This window comes from Novosphingobium sp. PhB165 (assembly GCF_004341845.1).
In the GTDB taxonomy this organism is placed as follows: domain Bacteria; phylum Pseudomonadota; class Alphaproteobacteria; order Sphingomonadales; family Sphingomonadaceae; genus Novosphingobium.
This window is the reverse complement of sequence record NZ_SLVB01000024.1, coordinates 1-1950: the sequence shown is the minus strand read 5'-3', so window position 1 is coordinate 1950 and position 1950 is coordinate 1. Positions and strand designations below refer to the sequence as shown.

General features: G+C 66.6%; 2 protein-coding genes. Both read left to right on the top strand.

Going from position 1 to position 1950, the window contains the following annotated elements:
* The coding region (locus EDF56_RS25740; protein ID WP_132393019.1) for a basic amino acid/polyamine antiporter at nt 1–1308 on the top strand (1308 nt) is incomplete at its 5' end.
* Nucleotides 1309–1333: 25 nt separating this feature from the next.
* A partial coding sequence (locus tag EDF56_RS25735) for an arginine deiminase family protein (protein WP_243652862.1) occupies nt 1334–1950 on the top strand: 617 nt, incomplete at its 3' end.

Sequence of the window (1950 nt, the reverse complement as noted above, 5' to 3'; positions counted from 1 at the left end):
GCGATCATCGCCTGGCTCATCGCCGGCACCGGCATGTACGCGCTGGCCCGGGTCTTCCAGGCGCTGGCCGCGCGCAAGCCCGATATCGATGCCGGCGTCTTCGCTTATGCCAAGGCGGGCTTCGGGGACTACATGGGCTTCCTCTCCGCCTTCGGGTACTGGCTCGGCTCCATTCTCGGCAACGTGTTCTACTGGGTGCTGATCGGCGCGACGCTCGGCAAGTTCTTCCCGGTGTTCGGAGACGGCAGTTCGGCCGTGGCTATCGGCGTCTCGCTGGTCGGCATCTGGGCCTTCCACTTCATGATCCTGCGCGGGATCGAGCAGGCCACTTTCATCAACTTCGTCGTCACCATCGCCAAGATCGTACCGATCCTGGCGGCGCTGCTGCTGATGCTGCTGGCGTTCCACTGGGACACGTTCGCGGCCAACTTCTGGGGCGGCGAGGGCATGCCGGAGAAGACGCTGGTGGCGCAGGTGCGCGATACCATGCTCATCACCGTCTTCGTGTTCCTCGGCATCGAGGGCGCCAGCGTCTATTCGCGCTTTGCCCGCACCCGCGCCGATGTCGGCACGGCCACGATCCTGGGCTTCGTGGGGGTGACCGGGCTGATGGTCGCGGTCACGCTGCTGCCTTATGCGGTGATGCCGCAGGCGGCGGTGGCCGGGCTGCGCCAGCCCTCGCTCGCCAGCGCGCTGGCGGAAGTGGTCGGCCCGTGGGGCAGCGTGTTCATCTCGGTGGGCGTGCTGGTCTCGGTGCTGGGCGCCTATCTCGCCTGGTCGCTGATCTGCGCCGAAGTGCTGTTCGCCGCCGCCAAGTCGCGCGACATGCCCCGGCTGTTCTCCGAAGAGAACCGCAACCGCGTGCCCGCCAATGCGCTGTGGCTGTCCAACATCGTCGTCTCGCTCTTCGTCATCTCGACGTACTGGTCGCAGGATGCCTTCAACCTGATGCTGGACCTCACCAGCGTCAGCGCGCTGCTGCCCTACCTGCTGGTGGCGGGCTACGGCGTGCTGATCGCCCGCCGCCGCGAGGGTTATGGCGCCGATGGGGCCGAGGCCGGACGCGACCAGTTCATCGCCTGGGTGGCGGCGTTCTATTCGGTCGTGATGTTCGTGGCGGCGGGGCTGGAGCATGTGATGCTCGTGGCGATCCTGCTGATCCCGGGCACCCTGATCCTCTACGTCTGGGCCCGGCGCGAACAGGGCGTGCGGCTGTTCAAGCCGGTCGAGCTGGTGATCTTCCTGGTGGTGCTGGTCGGAGGGCTGGTCGGCCTGGCCGGGCTGCTCACCGGCCGCATCGTTCCGTGATCCGATCCAACAGGAGCCTCCCCCCATGTCTACTGACACTCCCTATGGCGTTCACTCCGAAGTCGGCAAGCTGCGCAAGGTCATGGTCTGCGCGCCGGGCCGCGCGCACCAGCGGCTGACGCCGTCCAATTGCGACGACCTGCTGTTCGATGACGTGCTCTGGGTGGACGCGGCCAAGCGCGACCATCTCGATTTCCAGCAGAAGATGCGCGACCGCGGCGTCGATGTGGTGGAGATGCACGACCTGCTGACCACCACTGTCGGCATCCCCGAGGCGCGCAAGTGGATCCTCGACCACCGCGTCACCGAGAACGAGGTCGGGCTCGGCCTGCTGACCGACGTGCGCAGCTATCTCGAAGGCCTGCCCCACCGCGAACTGGCCGAGATCCTGATCGGCGGCCTGTCGGTGGAGGAATTTCCCGAGAGCCACTCCAGCGCGCTGATGGCGCTGATCCGCGAGACGCCGGGGATTACCCAGTACCTCATCACCCCCCTGCCCAACACGCTCTACACACGCGACACCACCTGCTGGATCTACGGCGGCTGCACGGTGAACCCGCTCTACTGGCCCGCGCGCAAGGACGAGACCTTGCTGACCACGGCGATCTACAAGTTCCACCCCGACTTCGCGGGCAAGACCAA